1 protein-coding gene is annotated in these 22,875 nt (G+C 69.2%); it reads left to right on the forward strand.

The window, feature by feature from the left end; translation table 11 throughout:
- Nucleotides 1-22,854: an SDR family NAD(P)-dependent oxidoreductase gene (locus ACQP1N_RS20525; protein WP_433226017.1), complete on the forward strand. Its 22,854-nt coding sequence runs from the start codon at nucleotides 1-3 to the stop codon at nucleotides 22,852-22,854.
- The last annotated feature ends 21 nt before the right edge of the window (nucleotides 22,855-22,875 follow it).

Here is a 22,875-nt window from a genome sequence, read left to right on the forward strand (position 1 = left end):
ATGTCGAATGAGGAGAAGTTTCGCGATTATCTGCGGCGCGCTGCCAACGACCTTTACCACGCCCGGGAGAGGGTGCGGGAACTGGAGCTGGAGAAGACCGAGCCCATCGCGATAGTCGGCATGTCCTGCAGGTATCCGGGCGGGGTCGGGTCGCCGGGGGAACTGTGGGAGCTGGTCGCCGCCGAGCGGGACGCGATCTCGGAATTCCCCGATGATCGAGGATGGCACGTCGATCGGCTGTACGACCCCGATCCTGATGTTCCGCATACGACATATTCGCGGCACGGCGGATTCCTGCATGATGCAGGGGATTTCGATGCCGAGTTCTTCGGCGTCAGCCCGCGCGAGGCGCTTTCCATGGACCCGCAGCAGCGGTTGCTGCTGGAGGCGTCGTGGGAGGCGATGGAGAGTGCCTCGATCAATCCGGAGGGGCTGCGCAACAGTTCGACCGGGGTGTTCGTCGGCGTGATGTATCACGACTACGGGTCGCGGATCAGCCGTCCGTCCGAGGAGATCGAAGGTTATCTCGGGCAGGGGAGCGCGGGGAGCGTCGCGTCCGGGCGGGTCGCGCACGCCTTCGGGTTCCAGGGGCCTGCGGTGACGGTGGACACGGCATGCTCGTCGTCGCTGGTCGCGATGCATCTGGCGGCGCAGGCGCTGCGGTCGGGTGAGTGCGAGCTGGCGCTCGCCGGGGGTGTCACCGTGATGGCCACGCCCTCGGTGTTTCTGGAGTTCAGCCGTCAGCGTGGGCTATCGCCGGACGGGCGCTGCAAGTCGTTCGCCGCGGCGGCCGACGGGACTGGGTGGGGCGAAGGCATCGGCTTGCTGCTGATGGAGCGGCTGTCGGACGCCGAACGTCTCGGCCATCGCGTCCTCGCGGTCGTGAAGGGCTCGGCGATCAACCAGGACGGGACCACGAGCCAGTTGTCGGCGCCGAATGGGCCGTCGCAGGAACGTGTGATCGAGCAGGCCCTTGCCAATGCCGGTCTCACCGCCGAGCAGGTGGACGCGGTCGAGGCGCATGGGACGGGGACCACGCTGGGTGATCCGATCGAGGCTCAGGCTCTGCTCAATACGTATGGGCGGCGCCATAGTGCTGAGTTGCCGCTGCATCTGGGGTCGATCAAGTCGAATATCGGGCACACGCAGGCCGCTGCCGGGGTCGCGGGTGTCATCAAGATGGTGCAGGCGATGCGGCATGGCGTCCTGCCGAAATCGCTTCACATCGACCAGCCCTCTTCCCACGTCGACTGGGGCACCGGGCATGTCGTCCTGCTAGATCAGGAACAGCCCTGGCCGGAGACGGGGCGGCCGCGCCGGGCTGCGGTTTCGTCGTTCGGGATCAGCGGCACCAATGCGCATTTGATTTTGGAGGCTGCGCCTGAGACGTCCATTGAGGACGTTGTCGAGGCGTCGGCCGGCCCCGTGGTCGCCGTTCCGTTGTCAGCCAAGAGTCCGCAGGCACTGCGCGATGCCGCCGGACGGCTGAAGGGCCACCTTGCGGAGCATTCCGGCCTTGCACCGGCCGAACTCGTCGAGCCCCTGAACAAGCGTGCCTTGTTCGAACACCGGGCCGTTATCGTCACCGGCCGCGATGACCGCGACGAGACCTCAGCAGCCCTTCAGGCGCTAGCGGACGATCAGCCGCATCCGTCCCTGGTCACCGGCACCGTCCAGGACAACGACGGCGGTGTGGTGTTGATGTTCAGCGGCCAAGGCAGCCAACACCTCGGCATGGGACACGACCTCTACACCACCTCACCCGTCTACGCCGAGACATTCGACACCGTATGCGAGGCGGTCGACCCACACCTGGACCGGCCCCTCAAGAGCGTGGTGTTCGGCGACGACGCCGAATTGCTGAACAACACCCGCTACGCCCAACCCGCCCTGTTCGCGCTGCAAACCGCGCTGTACCGGCTGCTGGAACACCACGGCATCACCCCCGACCACCTCATCGGACACTCCATCGGCGAACTCACCGCCGCCCACCTCGCCGGACTCTGGACACTCGCCGACACCGCAAAACTCATCACCGCACGCGCCCGCCTCATGGCCTCCCTCCCCGCAGGCGGCGCAATGCTCACCGCCCACACCACCAAGGAGACCCTCCGACCCGTAATCGAAAGTCGGCACGAAACGGTCGCGATCGCCGCAACAAACGCACCGAACTCCACCGTGCTATCGGGAGACCGCACCACTCTCGAACACATCACCAGCGACCTGAACGAGCAGGGCATCAAGTACCAGTGGCTGAAGGTCAGCCACGCCTTCCACTCCCCCTTGATGGACCCGATACTGGACCAATTCCAGGAGGTCGCAGCCAGCCTCACCTACCACCCCACCACCATCCCGATCACCTCCAACCGCACCGCGTCCACCACCACACCCGACCAACTCAACGACCCCGGCTACTGGGCCGGCCACATCCGCGACACCGTCCGCTTCCACGACGGACTGACCTACCTCCACCAGACCCACCATCCCGGCCTCTACCTCGAAATCGGACCCCGACCCACCCTCACCACACTCACCCACCAAACACTCCCGACAACGCCCACCATTCAGCCCACGCTCAACCCCAAACAGACCGACACCACCGCCTTCTACAGCACGCTCGCACGCATACACGCCACTACGAACATCCCCATCGCCTGGCACAACACCAATCACCAACCCAGCGACCCGCCGCCCACCTATCCCTTCCAGCGCACCCGCCTCTGGCTCAACGCCGACAACCAAGGCCCTGGAGACATCACTGAGTTGGGGCTGCAAGCAGCCGAACATCCGCTGCTCGCCGCCACCACCACGCTCCCCGACGGCACCTGGCAGGCCACCGCTCGCCTCTCCCTCGAAACCCAGCCCTGGCTCGCTGACCACGCCGTCCACGGAAACCCGCTTCTGCCCGGGACAGCGTTCCTCGACCTAGCGCTTCACGCGGGATTCGCCGCCGGCTGCCCGGCCGTGGAGGAGCTGACGCTGCAGTCTCCGCTGGTGTTCTCCGGTGACGAGTCATGGGATCTGCACGTCACCGTGAGCCCGGCCGACGACGAGGGGCGACGCGACTTCACTGTCCACTCACGGCCGCAGCGCGGACAGTCCGTCTGGACGACTCACGCGACCGGCGTTCTGGGCCCGGACGACGGCACCGTCCCGCCGCCCGTCGACAAGGAAGACCTTTCAGAGAAGGTCGATATCGCGAACTTGTACGAGCAGCTGGCCGAGCAGGGATACGGCTACGGCCCCTCGTTCCAGAATCTCCGCGAGCTGCACCGCGACGACGCCGTCCTGCAGGCGCGTGTCCAGGTCGCCGACGACACTCCCGTCACCGGCTACGGCATCCACCCCGCACTTCTGGACGCCGCACTCCACGCGCTGGCCGCCAACACCGAAAATGGCGACAGTACCTCCCCCAGCTTGCCCTTCTCCTGGAGCGGCGTCCGGCTGCACGCCACCAACGCCGACACCCTCAAGGTCCGCCTCACCCAGACACGACCCGACAGCGTCACCCTCCATGCCACCGACCCCACCGGTCAACCCGTCATCACCATCGAGGAACTCACCCTCCGCGCCCTGACAGGGGACATCGCTCCGCCGGCTCCCGTCGCGCCCACCGCATCCGATCTCTTCCATCTGGAATGGCAGCCGTTCCCATATTCCGAAGCGGATCCAGTCACGGACGCGGTATTCCTGGGCGACGCATTCGCCCATGACGAGACCGCCTACACGAGCCTGGATGAATTGGCCGCTGCAATCGATGAAGGGATGGACGCGCCCAGCGAAGTGATCGTCCTGCCGTCCCTGTTCAACAGCGAATGCTCGCATGGCATCGGCGACTGCCCCTGCCCGCAGGCCGTCACCGCCGCTACCGAAAAAGCCCTCGCCCTCGTCCAGGAATGGCTCGCCTCAGAGCACTTCGAGCAGAGCACCCTAACCCTGGTCACCCGTCAGGCCCACATCGTCGCAGAGGACGATCAGGTTCTTCGTCCTGCACAGGCAGCGGTCTGGGGCTTGGTCCGCACCGCGCAGAACGAGCACCCCGGACGGTTCCGCCTCCTCGACAGCACCGCGACCGATCTCGATGCGATCGGCCGTGCCGTGGCCTCCGCAGGTCTGCACGACGAAACGCAGGCGGCGCAGCGCGGCTCGGACATGTTCCACGCGCGGCTGGTGAACACTCGCGAGAAGTTGCTGGTCCCGCCGAGTGATGTCGGCTGGCAACTGGAGACGACGGCGCGGACGGGGACTCTGGAGGACATCGTCCTCGCCCCGATCGCCCGTCATCTCGAACCGCTTCATCCGGATCACGTGCGCATTCGCACCCATGCCGCCGGGCTGAACTTCCGTGACGTTCTGGTCGCCCTAGGGATGGTGAACACCAACTCCCCAATCGGCGGCGAGGAAGCGGGTGTGGTCATCGAGGTCGGGGAGAACGTCCGGTCGTTCAAGCCAGGCGACCGGGTGACCGGTCTGTTCACCCACGGCGGTATCAGCCCGACCGCGACCACCGATCACCGGCTGGTCATGCGGATCCCCGACCACTGGACCTGGCCGCAGGCCGCGACCATCCCGGTCGCCTTCCTCACCGCGTACCACGGCCTGATCACCCTGGCGAACCTGCAACCCGGACAGAAAGTCCTCATCCACACCGCCACCGGCGGCGTCGGCCTGGCCGCCCTGCAAATCGCCCGCCTGCACGGCGCCGAAATCTACGCCACCGCCAGCCCCCACAAATGGCCCACCCTCCACCAGCAGGGCCTGGACGACGACCACATCGCCAACAGCCGCACCACCGACTACGAGCACCACTTCCGCGCCACCGCGCCCGACGGCATCGACATCGTCCTCAACAGCCTCGCCCACGACCACACCGACGCCTCACTTCGCCTCCTCAACCCCCACGGCCATTTCATAGAAATGGGAAAGACCGACATACGAACCCCCGATCAACTCACCCACCACCCCGACATCCACTACCAAGCCTTCGACCTCCTCGACAACGGAACACCCCACCTCCAACAACTCATCACCACCCTCCAGCAGCACTTCACCAACAACACCCTGCACCCCCTCCCCGCCACCGATCACCCGATCACCCACACGCACCAAGCCATCCGCACCCTCTCCCATGCACGCCACATCGGAAAGATCACCCTCACCCTCCCCACGCCACCTGCCACCACCAAGACCACGACTCTCATCACCGGCGGCACCGGAACCCTCGGCGCGTTGGTCGCCCAACACCTCATCGCCCAACACGACGCCGCACGCCTGCTCCTCACCAGCAGGCAAGGACCCGATGCCCCCGGCGCCCAACAACTCAAGGAACACCTCGAAGGCTTGGGCGCCCAGGTCACCATCGCGGCCTGCGACGCCGCCGCCCCCGACGCGCTGGCCGAACTCCTCGCCGCCATTCCGGACGACCGTCCACTGAAGACCGTCATCCACGCCGCCGGGATCCTGGACGACGCGCCCCTGGAGAACCAGACACCCGAACGCCTCGCGGCAGTGCTCCGGCCCAAGGTCGACGCCGCGTGGAACCTGCACGAACAGACCAAGAACCTCGACCTGGACGCGTTCGTACTCTTCTCCTCCGCAGCCGGCACCCTCGGCAACCCCGGACAAGCCAACTACGCCGCCGCCAACACCTACCTCGACGCCCTGGCCACCCACCGCCACCACACCGGACTGCCCGCAACCTCCATCGCCTGGGGCCTGTGGGAACACACCAGCGCCATGACCAGCACACTCACCGCAACCGACCTCGCCCGCATGAAGCGCTCGGGAGTCCACCCGCTAAGCGACGAACACGGCCTCGCACTCCTCGACACCGCACTCCAGCTCAACGAGCCCCACCTCGTCGCCACGCCGATCACCGCAACCACCACTGCACACCACCCCTCACCCCTCCTCCGCGCCCTCGCCCCACAAACACGCCGCACAGCCGCGACCGGCACATCGGCGTCGAAGGCGCTCACCGGTCTCGCGCAGGAATTGGCCGAGCTGTCTTCCGAGCAGCAGTTGGAGCACCTGCTCGGTGTTGTTCAGACCCAGGCGTCCGTGGTACTCGGCCATTCGGCGACGGACGCGATCGTTCCCGACCGGCCGTTCAAGGAGCTCGGCTTCGACTCACTCACGGCCGTCGAGCTGCGCAATCGGCTGGCCAACACGACCAGTCTCCGCCTGCCGCCCACGCTGATCTTCGACCACCCCAGCCCCACCGCACTGGCCGGCTACCTCCAGTCGAAGATCGTCACGACCTCCGCCCCGACCGCCACGGTCAAGCGCAATACGGCGACGTCGGATGAGCCGATCGCGATCGTGGGCATGGCCTGCCGCTATCCCGGCGACGTCCACAACCCCCAAGACCTGTGGCAACTCGTCCACAACCAGAAAGACGCCATCGCGCCGTTCCCCACCGACCGAGGCTGGCACCCCCGCCTCTACAACCCCGACCCCACGACCCCCCACACCACCTACACCAACCACGGAGGCTTCCTCAACGCCGCCGACTTCGACCCCGCCTTCTTCAACATCAGCCCCCGCGAAGCCCTCGCCATGGACCCCCAACAACGACTCCTGCTCGAAACAACCTGGGAAACCCTCGAAAACGCCCACCTCAACCCCACCCACCTCACCAACCACACCATCGGCGTCTACACAGGGGTTCTGGCCAGCAATTACGGGGCGCATCTGCTTTACGAGGCCCCAGAGGAAGTCTCGGGCTACCTGTCGACGGGCATCAGCAACAGCGTCGCGTCCGGACGCATCTCCTACACCTTCGGGTTCGATGGACCGGCCGTCACGGTCGATACCGCGTGCTCGTCCTCACTCGTCGCCATGCACCTGGCCACCCAGGCACTCCGCTCCGGCGAATGCGACATGGCCTTTGCCGGAGGCGTGACGGTAATGGCGGCTCCGACACCATTTCTCGAATTCAGCCGACAGCGCGGGCTCGCGGCGGACGGACGCTGCAAGCCGTTCGCCGCGGCCGCCGACGGCACCGGCTTCTCCGAAGGCGTCGGACTCGTCCTCCTCGAACGACTCTCCGACGCCCAACGCAACGGCCACCACATCCTCGCCATCGTGAAGGGATCGGCGATCAACCAGGACGGCGCCAGCAACGGACTGTCCGCACCCAACGGGCCGTCCCAGGAGCGCGTCATCCAGCAGGCCCTCGCCAACGCCGGACTCACCGCCGACCAGATCGACGCGGTCGAAGCCCACGGAACCGGCACCACCCTGGGCGACCCCATCGAGGCCCAGGCCATCCTCAACACCTACGGGCAGCACCACACCGCCGAACAGCCCATCTACATCGGCTCCATCAAGTCCAACATCGGGCACACACAGGCGGCGGCCGGAGCCGCGGGCGTCATCAAGATGGTCCAGGCGATGCGACACGGGACGCTCCCAGCATCCCTGCACATCGACGAGCCCTCGCCCCACGTCGACTGGAGCAGGGGGCATGTGGTTCCGCTCGCCGAGAGCATTCCCTGGCCGGAAACCGACCAGGCCCGGCGGGCGGCGGTGTCGTCGTTCGGGATCAGCGGCACCAACGCACACCTCATCCTCGAAGCCGCACCCGAGGACGTCACCGAAGCCACTCCCGCTGAAGAGGACCCGGCACCGGCCGTCGCACTCCCGCTTTCGGCGAAGGACCCGGATGCGCTCCGCGACGCCGCCGAACGCCTCAACGACCACTTCGCCGAGAATCCTGGCCTCACCCCGGCCGACCTCGCCGAACCCCTTACCAAGCGCGCCCTTTTCGACCATCGCGCTGTTATGGTCACCGGACGAGACGACCGCGACGGGACCACGACAGCTCTTCAGGCACTAGCAGACGGGCGACCGCATCCGTCGCTGATCATCGGGCCCGACACCCTCCCGGCCAATGGCGGAATCGTGTTCGTCTTCCCGGGCCAGGGCTCGCAATGGGCCGGAATGGGCGTGCAACTCCTCGCCGAGTCGCCCGCTTTCGCCCGCGCCATTGATGAGTGCGCGCAGGCGTTGGAGCCGCACACCGACTGGAACCTGCTGAACATCTTGCGCGCCGACCGGCCACCGGTTGCGACCGAAGTCATCCAGCCGACCTTGTTCGCACTGATGGTGTCGCTGGCCCGGCTCTGGCAGCACCACGGCATCCACCCCGACGCCGTCATCGGCCACAGCCAGGGCGAAATCGCCGCAGCACACATCGCCGGCGCCCTCACCCTCGACGACGCCGCCAACATCGTCACCACCCGCGCCCAGGCCCTGACCACCCTCGCCGACACCGGCCGCATGATCTCCCTACCGGTAGCCCCCGACCGCGCCCAAGCATCGATCGAACACCTCGGCCTGGACGACCTGCACATCGCCGCACTCAACGGACCCGAACACACCATCATCGCCGGAGCCACCGCCCAAGCCGAAACACTGATCGCACACAGCAAGGACCAAGGAATCGACGCACGCACCATTCCGGTCGATTACGCATCCCACACCCCGCACATGCACGCGATACGCGACCAACTCATCGCCAGCCTGAACGGCATCGCCCCACAACAAGGCAGCATCCCGTACCACTCCACCCTCACCGGCCAACTCATCACCGACACCAGCACACTCGACGCCACCTACTGGCACGACAACCTGGCCAACCCCGTCCAGTTCCACCCCACCCTCACCCAACTGGCCGAAAACCATTCCACCTTCATCGAGACCAGCCCCCACCCAATCCTCACCCCGGCCATCCACACCGTCATCACCCCACCCGCAGCCGCACACCCCACCCTCCGCCGCGACCACGACGGATACCACCAATTCCTCACCTCACTCGCCGCACACCACACCCATACCGCCAAGCCGACCTGGCACGTCGAGCCGAAGCGGCCCGCCGTCCCGCTGCCCGCTTATCCGTTCCAGCGTGAGCGGTACTGGCTGAACCCGGCCCCAGCGGCGAAGGACGCGGCCGGGCTCGGGTTGAGTGCGGCCGAGCACCCGCTGCTCGCCACGACCACGGCGCTGCCCGACGGGAGCTGGCAGGCCACCGGGCTCCTCTCCCTGGACGCGCAGCCGTGGCTCGCCGACCATGCCGTCCACGGAACTCCGATCCTGCCCGGCACCGCGTTCCTCGACCTGGTGCTCCACGCCGCCCACGCCCTCAACACACCCACCCTCGAAGAACTCACCCTCCACACACCCCTCACCACCGACACACCCCGCGACCTGCACATCAACGTCACCGCACCGGACGACCAAGGCGTTCGCGAAATCAGCGTGCATTCGCGCCCGCACGACAGCGAAGGCGACTGGGTCCTGCACGCGAGTGGTGTCCTGTCCCCGGCGGAGCGGGACGTCCCGGACGACGACGCCGCCTGGCCGCCGGAGGGCACGGCACCCGCAGATCTCGCCGGGATTTACGAAGCGCTGTCCGAGCGCGGCTACGACTATGGCCCGGCGTTCCAGAACCTCCGCGAGATGCGGGAGCAGGCCGCGACGCTGCACGCCCGCGTCCAGCTCGACCCCGACACCCCCGTCACCGGCTACGACATCCACCCCGCGCTGCTGGACGCCACGCTCCACGCACTGCTCGCGGCGATCGTTCTGCGTGAGGACGGCCCGGTGAGCCTCCCATTCTCGTGGTCGGGTGTCCGGGTGCACGCCGTAGAGGCAGACACACTGCACGTCCGGCTAACGACAATGAGGCCCGGAACGATCGCGTTGCATGCCGCCGACCCGGCGGGACGGCCCGTCCTCACCGTCGAGGAGCTGACGCTCCGGCCGCTGAGCACCGACCTCGCGGCCGCCGCAGCGCCCACCCGCGCCGCCGGCGACGACCTGTTCCTCCTGGAATGGCAGCCCGCCGAGACGACGACCGCGGAGCCCGGAACGCCGGTCTTCATCGGCGACGCCGAGAACGGCTACGGAACGCTGGCAGAGCTGAGCGCCGCAGTCGCGGAAGGGACGCTCCCGGCCCCGGCCGACGTGGTGGCGCTGCCCAGCCTGTTCGCGACGTCCTGCGGCGACGACCTGGACAAAGACTGCACCTGCCCCGACGCCGTCGAGACGGCCTCGGCCGCGGCGCTCGCCCTCGTCCAGGAATGGCTGGACGCCCCGCACCTGCACACCGGCACCCTCACGGTCTGCACCCGCCACGCGCACGCGATGCCAGATGACGACCACGAGCTGAACCTGGCGCACGGCGCCGTGTGGGGCCTGGTCCGCACCGCGCAGAATGAGCACCCGGACCAGTTCCACCTCCTCGACGCCACGTCGTCCGGCACCACCGGGATCTCCGCCGCCGTCGCCGCCGCGCACGCGCTCAGCGAGGCGCAACTGGCGGTGCGCGGCGACCGCGTGTACCGGCCGAGGCTGGCCCGGGCGGGTTCGCGGGGGCCGCTCCCGGCCGCGCCGTCCGCGTGGCGGCTGGACACCTCCGCCCGGACGGGCAGCCTGGACGATCTCGTCGTCGTCCCGTCCGACGCGCGGGACGTCGCGCTCCTCCCGCACCAGGTGCGGGTCGCGGTGCGCGCAGCCGGGATCAACTTCCGGGACGTGTTCGTCACGCTCGCCATGCGCGAGGGCGAGACCGGCCTCGGCCTGGAAGGCGCGGGCGTCGTATTGGAGGTCGGCTCTGACGTCACCGGCCTCGCGCCCGGCGACCGGGTAACCGGCCTGTTCGAGCACGCCTTCGGGCCCGTCGCGGTCGCCGACCGGAGGCACCTGGCGAAGCTGCCGGACGGATGGACGTTCGAGCAGGGCGCGTCCGTCCCGATCGTGTTCCTCACCGCCTACCACGGCCTGGTGAACATCGCCGGGCTGCGTCCCGGGCAGTCGGTGCTCGTGCACGCGGCGGCCGGAGGCGTCGGGATGGCGGCGGTGCAGCTCGCCCGGCGCCTCGGGGCCGAGGTGTACGGGACGGCGAGCGCCGCGAAACGCGACGCTGTGCGGAAACTCGGCCTGGACGACGCGCACACGTCCGACTCGCGCAGCCTCGTCTTCGAGCAGGAGTTCCAGGAGGCGACAGGCGGCGCCGGGTTCGACATCGTGCTGAACTCGCTCGCCCACGAGTTCGCCGACGCCTCCCTGCGGCTGCTGCCGCGCGGCGGCCACTTCGTGGAGATCGGCAAGACCGACATCAGGGACGCAGGCGCCGTGGCCGCCGAACATCCCGGTGTCGTCTACGAGGCGTTCGATCTCCTGGCGGTGCCGCCGGAGCGCGTCCAGGAAATGCTCGACGAGCTGATGGCGCTGTTCGCCTCGGGCGCTTTGAAGCCGCTGCCAGTGCGGTGCTGGAACCTGCTCGACGCGCGTGCCGCCCTGCGCCATCTGCGCGAGGGCGCCAACATCGGCAAGATCGTGCTGACCCCGCCGCGGACGCTGGACCCGGACGGCACGGTCCTGATCACCGGCGGCACCGGCACGCTCGGCGGGCTCATGGCCCGGCACCTGGTCACCGAGCACGGCGCGCGGCGGCTGCTGCTCACGAGCCGCCGCGGCCCGGACAGCACGGGCGCCGCCGAACTGGCGGCCGAGCTGGAAGAACTCGGCGCGCACGTTACCGTCGCGGCCTGCGACGTCGCCGACCCAGACGCCCTGGACGCCCTTCTGTCGGACGTGCCCGACGCGCATCCCCTGACGGCCGTCGTGCACGCCGCCGGGGTGCTGCGGGACGCGCCCGTGACCGGGCTGACCGGCGAACACCTCACCGAGGTGCTGCGCCCCAAGGTGCACGCCGCTTGGAACCTGCACCAGCAGACCCGCGACCTGGACCTGGACGCGTTCGTGCTGTTCTCCTCCGCCGTCGGCGTCCTCGGTAACCCCGGCCAGGCCAACTACGCCGCCGCCAACAGCTACCTCGACGTCCTCGCCCACCAGCGGCACCGGCACGGGCTGGCCGCCGCGTCGGTGTCGTGGGGACTGTGGGAGCACAGCAGCGCCATGACCGGCGAGCTGACCGGCGCGGACCTCGCCAGGCTCCGGCGCGCCGGGCTCACCCCGATGAGCGACGAGCACGCGCTGGCGCTGCTGGACGCCGCCGTCCAGCTCGGCCGCCCGCACCTGGTCGCGACGCCGCTGCCGACGGCGACCACCGCGCACCACCCGTCGCCGCTGCTGCGCGACCTGGCCCCGGCCACCCGCCGCTGCACCGCCGCCTCCGGCGCCGCGGCGGCCGACGCGACCTGGGCCGAGACGCTCGCCGCGCTGCCCGCCGACGACCGGTACCCGTGGGTGCTGGACGAGGTCCGCGCGCAGGTCGGCGTCGTCCTCGGGCACGCCGACCCGAGCGGGCTCGACGACCGGCGCGCGTTCAAGGAGCTGGGCTTCGACTCGCTCACCGCCGTGGAGCTGCGCAACCGGCTGAACTCGCTCACCGGGATGCGGCTGCCGACGACGCTGGTCTTCGATCGTCCGACGATCCACGCCATCACCGGCTTCCTGATCGAGGAGGCCGCGGGCGGCGCCCCCGCCCCGCTCTCCGTCACCGCCCGCGTCGACGAGACCGATCCCGTCGTGATCGTCGCGATGGGCTGCCGCTACCCCGGCGGCGCGGACACGCCGGACGCGCTGTGGCGGCTCGTCCGCGACCAGGTCGACGCGATCGGCCCCTTCCCGGACGACCGCGGCTGGAGCAGTGGCCTGTACGACCCGGATCCTGATCGTCCGGGGACGTCCTATGTCCGGTCGGGCGGCTTCCTGTACACGGCGGGCGACTTCGACGCCGAGTTCTTCGGCATCAGCCCGCGCGAGGCCCTCGCCATGGACCCGCAGCAGCGGCTCCTGCTGGAGACGTCCTGGGAGACGATGGAGAACGCCGGGATCGACCCGACGACGCTGCGCGGCCGTCCCGTGGGCGTGTTCGTCGGCGCGGTCTCCCAGGACTACGGGCCCCGGATGCACCAGGGCCCGAAGGAGGTCGGCGGCTACCTGCTCACCGGCAACATCAGCAGCGCCATCTCCGGCCGGGTCTCCTACACCTACGGCTTCGAGGGCCCGGCGGTGACGGTGGACACGGCGTGCTCGTCGTCCCTGGTCGCGATCCACCTGGCGGCGCAGGCGCTCCGCTCGGGCGAGTGCGAGCTGGCGCTCGCCGGGGGCGTGGCGGTGATGAGCTCCCCCGGCATGTTCCTGGAGTTCAGCCGCCAGCGCGGTCTTTCGTCGGACGGACGCTGCAAGCCGTTCGCCGCGGCCGCCGACGGAACGGGCTTCGCCGAGGGCGCCGGCGTGCTGCTGCTGGAGCGGCTGTCGGACGCCGAACGTCTCGGTCACCGCGTGCTCGCCGTCGTGAAGGGCTCGGCGATCAACCAGGACGGTGCCAGTAATGGGTTGTCCGCGCCTAACGGGCCGTCGCAGGAGCGTGTGATTGAGCAGGCTCTCGCCAATGCCGGGCTGTCGGCCGGGCAGGTCGATGTGGTCGAAGCGCATGGGACGGGCACCAGCCTGGGTGATCCGATCGAGGCGCAGGCCCTGCTCAATACGTATGGGCAGCACCACACTGCTGAGCTGCCTTTGTATCTGGGGTCGATCAAGTCGAACATCGGGCACACGCAGGCTGCGGCCGGCGTCGCGGGTGTCATCAAGACGGTGCAGGCGATGCGGCACGGGATGCTACCGGCGTCGCTGCATCTGGACGAGCCGTCGCCTCATGTCGACTGGGACACCGGGCACGTGGCGCCGCTCGCTGACAGCACCCCGTGGCCGGAGACGGGGGAGCCGCGTCGGGCTGCGGTGTCGTCGTTCGGGATCAGCGGTACCAACGCGCATTTGATTCTGGAAGCCGCGCCTGAGACGTCGGACGAGGGCGTTGTTGAGGCGTCGGCTGGTCCTGTGGTCACCGTGCCTTTGTCGGCGAAGACGCCCGAGGCTTTGCGGGATGCCGCCGCTCGGCTGGGCGACCACCTTGCGGATCGTCCGGAGGCCACTCCGGCTGAGCTGGCGGGGGCGCTTTCACAACGGACGTTGTTCGACCACCGGGCCGTCATCGTGGCCCGGAATGACGACACGGCGACTCTCGTCCAGGCGCTCACCGCCCTGGCCTCCGATGAGGCGCATGCATCCCTGGTCACTGGCACGCCCCGAGACGGCGGCGGCGTGGTGTTCATGTTTAGTGGTCAGGGCAGCCAGCACCTGGGCATGGGGCAGGAGCTTCACAGCACGTCACCCGTCTACACCGAGGCGTTCGACGCTGTGTGCGAGGCGGTCGACCCACACCTGGACCGGCCGCTCGCCAGCGTGGTGTTCGGGGACGATGCGGAGCTGCTGAACAACACCCGCTACGCCCAACCCGCCCTGTTCGCGCTGCAAACCGCGCTGTACCGGCTGCTGGAACACCACGGCGTCACCCCCGACCACCTCATCGGACACTCCATCGGCGAACTCACCGCCGCCCACCTCGCCGGACTCTGGACACTCGCCGACACCGCAAAACTCATCACCGCCCGTGCCCGCCTCATGGCCTCACTTCCGGCTGGCGGCACAATGCTCACCGTTCACACGAGCGAGGAAGCCCTCCTGCCTCTTGTGGAAGGGCATGAGGACGTTGCGGTTGCCGCGACGAACGCGCCGGGCTCCACCGTGGTGTCGGGCGATCGCGCCGCCCTCGAACAGGTCGCCGGGGTCCTGGACGAGCAGGGAACCAGGTATCAGTGGCTGAAGGTCAGCCATGCCTTCCACTCGCCTCTAATGGATCCGATCCTGGACGAATTCCAAGAGGTGGCAGCCGGGCTCACCTACCACCCCACCACCATCCCGATCATCTCCAACCGCACCGCGTCCGCGGTCACCGACGAACAGCTCAGCAATCCCGGCTACTGGGCCCGGCATATCCGTGACACCGTCCGCTTCCACGATGGCATCTCCCATCTCGACCAGACCCAGCACCCCACCCTTTATCTCGAAATCGGGCCCCGGCCCACCCTCACCACGCTCGCCCACCAAACACTCCCCACCGGCCCGGCCATCCAGCCGACGCTTCACCACCAACAGCCCGACAGCATCGCCTTCCACACGGCGCTGGCCCATGTGGCCACCCGTGTCCAGGCGGTGCGTACGCTTGCCGGGCCGCCGCCGGAGACTCCGCCGCCGACGTATCCGTTCCAGCACCGGCGGTTCTGGCTCTCCAGCACGTCAGGGGAAGCCGCGGACGTCACGAACCTCGGTCTCGAGGAGGCGGAGCACCCGCTGCTGGCCACCACGACCGCGCTCCCCGACGGGGGCTGGCAGGCCACCGCCCGGCTCTCCCTCGAAACACAGCCGTGGCTCGCCGACCACGCCGTCCACGGGACCGCACTCCTGCCAGGCACCGCGTTCGTCGATCTGGCGCTTCACGCGGCACAGGCCGTCCAGTGCGCCTCGCTCGAAGAGCTCACGCTGCACGCGCCGCTGTTCCTCGCTCCCGGCCGTCCGCGCGACCTCCACATCAGCGTCACGTCTCCGGACGGGGCAGGCCGCCGCAGGATCAGCATGCACGCGCGTACGAGCGACGCGGACCAATGGACGGAGCACGCCACCGGTGTCCTCGCCCAGGCCGGGGAGCTTCCGGACGTGCCCGTGACCGAGCCGCCGTCCGGTGCCGAGCCCGTCGATCTCACCGGGATCTACGAGCAGTTGGCCGAGCACGGCTACGACTACGGGCCCGCGTTCCAGAACTTGCACGACCTGCACCGTGACGGTTCCACCTTCTACGGCCGAGTGCGGCTGTCGCCCGACCTGGCCACCTTTGGTTATGGCGTCCACCCCGCCCTCCTGGACGCCGCATTGCACCCGCTCGCGATCCAGGGCACGAGCGACGGAGAGACGCCGCTGCCCTTCTCCTGGCGCGATGTCCGGGTCTCCCCGTCTGAAGCCACGGAGTTGCTGGTCCGCATCGCGGTGAACGAGCCGGGGTCGGTGGAGGTGGACGTCACCGACCTCTTCGGGGAACCGGTGGCGTCCGTCAGCGGACTGGCGATGCGCACTGTTTCCGCGGAGGAATTCCGCCGCGCCTTCACCGAGCGGCACGACAACTCGCTGTTCCGCATCGAGTGGGTCCCGGTCATGGGCGACGCCGCAGATACGGTCACCGACCACGAAGTGCTGGACGTCCCGTCCGGTGAAGCGCCGCTCGCCATTTCCGAACTCGTCCTCGACTCCGTTCAGCGGTGGGTCGCGGAGGACCGTCCTGCAGATGCTCGCCTGGTGGTCGTCACCCACGGCGCGGCGGGGCCCGGAGCCGATGACCTCGCGCAGGCACCCGTTTGGGGGCTCGTCCGCGCGGCCCAGTCCGAGCACCCGGACCGGATCGTTCTGCTGGACGTCGGCGACGAGCAGGCGGCTGACGAGGTCGTCGCCGCCGCCCTCGCGCTCGGACTGCCCCAGCTCGCGCGCCGCGACGACGGTTTCGTAGCCCCGCGCCTGGTGGCGGCCTCGTCCACGCCCCGGGACCGCTCCGTCGAAGGAACCGTCCTGATCACCGGTGGCACCGGAACCCTCGGTGCCCTGGTCGCCGAACACTTCATCACCGAGCACGGCGCTGCTCATCTGCTCCTCACCAGCAGGCGCGGGCTGGACGCCCCAGGCGCAGCCGAACTTCAAGAGCGCCTGGAAGGTCTGGGCGCGCACGTCACGATCGCGGCCTGCGACGCCGCCGATCCCGACGCATTGGCCGAACTGCTGGCCGGTATCCCGGACGATCAGCCCCTCAAGACCGTCGTCCACGCGGCCGGCGTCCTGGGCGACGCGCCCCTGGAAAACCAGACACCCGAACGGCTGGCCACTGTGTTCCGGCCCAAGGTCGACGCCGCGTGGAACCTGCACCATCAGACCCGCGACCTGGACGCATTCATCCTGTTCTCCTCGGCCGTCGGCACCCTCGGCAATCCCGGCCAGGCCAACTACGCCGCCGCCAACACCTACCTCGACGCCCTGGCCACCCACCGGCAGCGCGAAGGCCAGCCCGCAACCTCCATCGCGTGGGGACTGTGGGAACACGCCAGCGCCATGACCAGCGCACTCGCCGCAACCGACCACGCACGGCTACGACGGTCCGGTATCACACCACTCACCGACGAGCAAGGTCTCGCGCTTCTCGACGCCGCGCTCGGCTCCGCTGAGCCCCACCTCGTCGCCGCACCGATCGACCTTGCCGCGCCTCTCGTCTCGCCCCTCACGGACGGGCCGCCACACCGGAAGGGCCGCCGGACGACCGGTCACGGCACGGGGCTCGCGCGCCGCATCGCAGGGCTGCCCGAGGCCGAGCAGAGGCGCCTGCTGGCCGAGCTCCTCCGCACCCATATCGTCGCGGTCCTCGGACTCGACGCGGACGCCGTCCCGGACCTCAACGTCCCCTTCCAGGAACTCGGCTTCGACTCCCTCGCCGCCGTGGAACTACGCAACCTGCTCGGCAAGTCCACGGGCCTGCGGCTCACGACGACGCTCGTCTTCGACTATCCGACCCCGAGCGCACTGATCACCCACCTGCGGGACGAACTGACCGGCACCGAGCGCACCGCCGCCGTCCCGCGCTCGACGCGGACCTCGTCCGACGAGCCGATCGCGATCGTCGGCATGGCCTGCCGCTACCCCGGCGGCGTCCGCTCCCCGCGCGACCTGTGGCGGCTCGTGGCCTCCGGGACGGACGCGGTCGGCGAGTTCCCGGCGGACCGGGGTTGGGGCGACGACCTGTTCGACCCGGACCCGGAGCGAACCGGGAAGTCCTACGTCCGGCACGGTGGCTTCCTGTACGACGCCGGCGACTTCGACCCCGCCTTCTTCGGCATCAGCCCGCGCGAGGCCCTCGCCATGGACCCGCAACACCGGCTGCTCCTGGAGGCCTCCTGGGAGACGATGGAAAGCGCCGCGATCGACCCGGCCGCCCTGCGCGGCCGCCAAATCGGCGTCTTCACAGGCGTCATGTACGACGACTACGGCTCCCGTGTCGCCCGTTCGTCCGGTGGCCTGGAGGGTTATCTGGTCAGCGGAAGCGCGGGGAGCATCGCGTCCGGACGGGTCGCCTACACCTTCGGCTTCCAGGGCCCCGCGGTGACGGTGGACACGGCGTGCTCGTCGTCGCTGGTCGCGATGCATCTGGCGGCACAGGCACTGCGTTCTGGTGAATGCGAGATGGCGCTCGCCGGAGGCGTCACCGTGATGGCCACGCCTTCGGTTTTCCTGGAATTCAGCCGCCAACGTGGCCTGTCCCCGGACGGACGCTGCAAGTCGTTCTCCGCCTCCGCCGACGGAACCGGCTGGGGGGAAGGCATCGGCGTCCTGCTGCTGGAACGGCTCTCCGACGCCCAGCGCAACGGCCACCTCGTCCTCGCCGTCGTCAAGGGATCGGCCATCAACCAGGACGGCGCCAGCAACGGACTCTCCGCCCCGAACGGCCCCTCGCAGGAGCGTGTGATCGAGCAGGCCCTCGCCAATGCGGGTCTCACCGCCGATCAGGTCGACGCGGTCGAAGCGCACGGCACCGGCACGACGCTGGGCGACCCGATCGAAGCCCAAGCCCTGCTCAACACCTACGGGCAGCACCACACCGCCGAGCGGCCTCTGCACCTGGGATCGATCAAGTCGAACATCGGGCACACGCAGGCCGCTGCCGGGGTCGCGGGCGTCATCAAGATGGTGCAGGCCATGCGGCACGGAACGCTTCCGGCGTCTCTGCACATCGACCAGCCTTCGACCCACGTCGACTGGGATTCCGGGCACGTCGCCCTCCTGGACGAGCCGCGGCCGTGGCCGGAGACGGATCGTCCGCGTCGGGCGGCGGTGTCGTCCTTCGGGATCAGCGGGACCAACGCGCATTTGATTCTGGAAGCCGCACCTGGCAGCGCGAGCGAGACGGCTGAACATCCCGAGTCCGTGCTCGCCGTCCCGTTGTCGGCCAAGACTTCCGAGGCACTGCGGGACGCCGCCACGCGACTGGGCGACCACCTCACCGAGCACCCCGACCTCACCCCGGCGGACGTGGCGGCATCACTCGCGGCCCGTGCTCAGTTCGACTATCGCGCGGTAATCATCGGCGGCGGTGCCGACCGGTCCGCTCTCTCCGATGCTCTCAGTGCATTGGCCGCCGAGCAGCCGCATCCGTCCCTGGTCACGAACACCGTCCAGGACAACGACGGCGGCGTGGTGTTGATGTTCAGCGGCCAAGGCAGCCAACACCTCGGCATGGGACACGACCTCTACACCACCTCACCCGTCTACGCCGAGACATTCGACACCGTATGCGAGGCGGTCGACCCACACCTGGACCGGCCCCTCAAGAGCGTGGTGTTCGGCGACGACGCCGAATTGCTGAACAACACCCGCTACGCCCAACCCGCCCTGTTCGCGCTGCAAACCGCGCTGTACCGGCTGCTGGAACACCACGGCATCACCCCCGACCACCTCATCGGACACTCCATCGGCGAACTCACCGCCGCCCACCTCGCCGGACTCTGGACACTCGCCGACACCGCAAAACTCATCACCGCACGCGCCCGCCTCATGGCCTCCCTCCCCGCAGGCGGCGCAATGCTCACCGCCCACACCACCAAGGAGACCCTCCGACCCGTAATCGAAAGTCGGCACGAAACGGTCGCGATCGCCGCAACAAACGCACCGAACTCCACCGTGCTATCGGGAGACCGCACCACTCTCGAACACATCACCAGCGACCTGAACGAGCAGGGCATCAAGTACCAGTGGCTGAAGGTCAGCCACGCCTTCCACTCCCCCTTGATGGACCCGATACTGGACCAATTCCAGGAGGTCGCAGCCAGCCTCACCTACCACCCCACCACCATCCCGATCACCTCCAACCGCACCGCGTCCACCACCACACCCGACCAACTCAACGACCCCGGCTACTGGGCCGGCCACATCCGCGACACCGTCCGCTTCCACGACGGACTGACCTACCTCCACCAGACCCACCATCCCGGCCTCTACCTCGAAATCGGACCCCGACCCACCCTCACCACACTCACCCACCAAACACTCCCGACAACGCCCACCATTCAGCCCACGCTCAACCCCAAACAGACCGACACCACCGCCTTCTACAGCGCACTGGCCCACGTCCCCGGCCCCGTCGACTGGAAGCCGTCCGGTAAGCACCTCGACGAGCCGCTGCCGACCTATCCCTTCCAGCACCGCCGGTTGTGGCTGACCGGTGAGGCGGAGACCGGGACCGCGTCCGGGCTGGGGCTGACGGCCGCCGAACATCCGCTTCTCGGCGCGGCCGTGGAGCTTCCCGATGACAGCGTCGTGTTCACGGCGCGGCTCTCACCCGGCACCCATCCGTGGCTGCTCGACCACGCCGTCCACGGAACGCCGCTCCTCCCCGCCTCGGCCTTGGTCGATCTGGCGCTGCACGCGGGACGTCTCACCGGGCATCCCGGCGTCACGGAGCTGACGTTCGAGGCACCCTTGGCGCTCTCCCCGGACGAGGCCCGCAACCTGCAAGTGACCGTGGACGCGCCCGGCGAGGACGGGGACCGGACGCTCACCGTCCGCTCCCGCCGCCACGGCGACCAGGAGGGATGGAAGCGACACGCGACCGGTGTCCTCACCGCCGCCGAATCCGAGACCGAGCCCGTCCCGCCGCTGCCTTCCGGCGCGACGCCCCTCGACGTCTCGGACGCCTACGCCACCCTGGCGGCCCGCGGCTACGACTACGGACCGGCCTTCCAGAACCTGCGCGAGCTGTGGGAGCACGGTGCCACGCGCTACGCCCGCGTCCGGCTCGACGCCGAGGCCGAGACGGCCGGCGCGGGGTTCGGGCTGCACCCAGCGCTGCTCGACGCCGTCCTCCACCCTCTGGCGCTGGACGACGCGGCAGAGCCGGAAAGCCTGCCTGTCCCGTACAGCATGTCGGGCGTGGAGCTGCACGCCACAGACGCGACCGACGTCCAGGCGGCGATCGAGCGGACAGCCGACGACACCTTCGCCATCACCCTGCGCGCTCTGGACGGTGCGCCTGTGGCGACGATCGCGGCGCTGACCATCCGCCCGCTGCCAGCCGAAGTGCTGGCCACCGCCGCGTCACGCAGCACCCCGAGCATCCTCTACGCGCAGGAATGGGTCGCGGCTCCAGCAGCCACCGCTCCCCACGCGAGAGGCCCCTGGACGATCGTGACGTCCGAGCCCGGAAACGGCATCGCCGCCGAGCTGGAGGAGGCAATCACCACGAAGGACCTGGCAGACGCGCCCCCATCAGGCACGGCCCTGCTGATCGTCCCGGAGACAACCCGCGAGACCCCGGACGCCGTGAGGGCGACGGCGACGCAAGTCCTCCAAGACCTGCGCGCATGGCTCACCGGCGACCACCACCCCGACGCCCGGCTCGTCATCGTGACCTCCGGGGCCGTCGCGACGGAGGCTCCCCGGCTCGGGCATGCGTCCCTGTGGGGGCTGGTCCGTTCCGCGCAGGCCGAGCATCCCGACCGGATCGTCCTGGTGGACATTGACCGCGATCCCGCCTCCGCACGGGCGCTCCGCGCAGCGCTCGCGACCGGGGAGCCGCAGCTCGCGCTTCGCGAGGGACGCGTCCTGATCCCCCGGCTCGCCCCCGTCCCCGCCACGGGCCAGGCGCGCCGCGCGGCGGCGTCCAACGGCACAGTCCTGATCACCGGTGGCACCGGAACCCTCGGCGCCCTGGTCGCCGAACACCTGATCACCAACCACGACGCCACCGACCTCCTGCTCACCAGCAGGCGAGGACTCGACGCCCCGGGCGCGACCGAGCTCAAGCAACACCTCGAAAGCCTGGGCGCACACGTCACCATCGCGGCGTGCGACACCGCCGACCCCGGCGCGCTCGCGGAAGTCCTCGCCGCCATCCCGGACGACCGTCCGCTCAAGACCGTCGTCCACTCCGCGGGCGTCCTGCGGGACGCGCTCCTGGAGAACCAGACGCCCGAGCACCTGGACGCGGTGTTCCGCCCCAAGGTCGACGCCGCCTGGAACCTGCACGAGCAGACCAAGAACCTGGACCTGGACGCGTTCGTCCTGTTCTCATCCGCCAGCGGCGTGCTCGGCACCCCCGGCCAGGCGAACTACGCCGCCGCCAACACCTATCTGGACGCTCTCGCCCGACACCGCCACCACACCGGCCTCCCGGCGACGTCCATCGCCTGGGGCCTCTGGGAGCAAGCAGGAATGGGCGAATCCCTCTCCGAGGCAGACCGGGCACGGCTCGCAAGGTCCGGCATCCACCCACTCACCACAGAACACGGGCTGGTGCTGTTCGACGCAGCGCTGACCATCGAACGGACGGAGCTAGTCGCCATCGCCTTCAACAATGCGGGCCCGGCCAGCGTCCCGGCTGTCCTGCGCGACCTGTTCCCGTCCCGCCGAACCGCCCCACGACGGGACGCGGCAAACGGCACCCGGTGGACCGAACGGCTCAGCGGACGCTCTCCCGAAGACCGGCCGAAGGTGCTCGCCGACCTCATCGCGGGAATGGTGGCCGAAGTCCTGGCACACGACAGCGCATCCGCCGTGGTGCCCGACCGCGGCCTGTTCGACCAGGGCCTGGACTCCCTGATGGCACTGGACCTGCACAAGCGGCTGTCGAAGGCCACCGGCCTGCGCCTCCCGAAGACGCTCCTGTTCGACTACCCGACCCCCCGCGCGCTGGGCGACTTCCTCCACGAGCGCCTGAACAGCCACACGACCGCGACCACGACGAACGGCGCGGGCGATCCGCTGGCAGCCCTCGCCGGGCTGGAGGCCGCGCTAGCAGCCGCCCCCGAGGACGGAGACATCCGGAACACCGCAGTAAGCCGCCTCCGCGACCTACTGGCAAGGATCGACAGCACATCAGCCGACACCCGGACAGACGAGCCCTTCACCGCCGCGAGCGACGAGGAGATGTTCGCCTTCCTCGACAACGACGGGCACTGAAAGAGATGAGCAAGGAAAAGG

Source organism: Actinomadura formosensis (assembly GCF_050948385.1).
Classification (GTDB): Bacteria; Actinomycetota; Actinomycetes; order Streptosporangiales; family Streptosporangiaceae; genus Spirillospora; species Spirillospora formosensis.